Genomic DNA, 398 nt, shown 5'->3' on the forward strand with positions numbered 1-398 from the left:
AGATTGTGGTATAATAGAGAGAATAAGTTTTTTTAGTAAGACAAAGGAGAAAATAGATGATTTATGCAGGAATTCTTGCCGGTGGAACTGGCACACGCATGGGGATCAGTAACTTGCCAAAACAATTTTTAGAGCTAGGTGATCGACCTATTTTGATTCATACAATTGAAAAATTTGTCTTGGAGCCAAGTATTGAAAAAATTGTAGTTGGTGTTCATGGAGACTGGGTTTCTCATGCAGAAGATCTTGTAGATAAATATCTTCCTCTTTATAAGGAACGTATCATCATTACAAAGGGTGGTGCTGACCGCAATACAAGTATTGAGAACATCATTGAAGCCATTGATGCTTATCGTCCGCTTACTTCAGAGGATATCGTTGTTACCCACGATTCTGTT

Annotated in this window: 1 protein-coding gene; it reads left to right on the forward strand. The window is 37.4% G+C overall.

Translation table 11 applies throughout. The annotated features are described in order from the left end of the window. Positions 1-56: 56 nt before the first annotated feature. A partial coding sequence (locus AC13HU_RS38300; protein ID WP_483046599.1) for a D-ribitol-5-phosphate cytidylyltransferase occupies positions 57-398 on the forward strand: 342 nt, incomplete at its 3' end.

The sequence above is a fragment of the Streptomyces sp. NH27 genome (assembly GCF_056859195.1).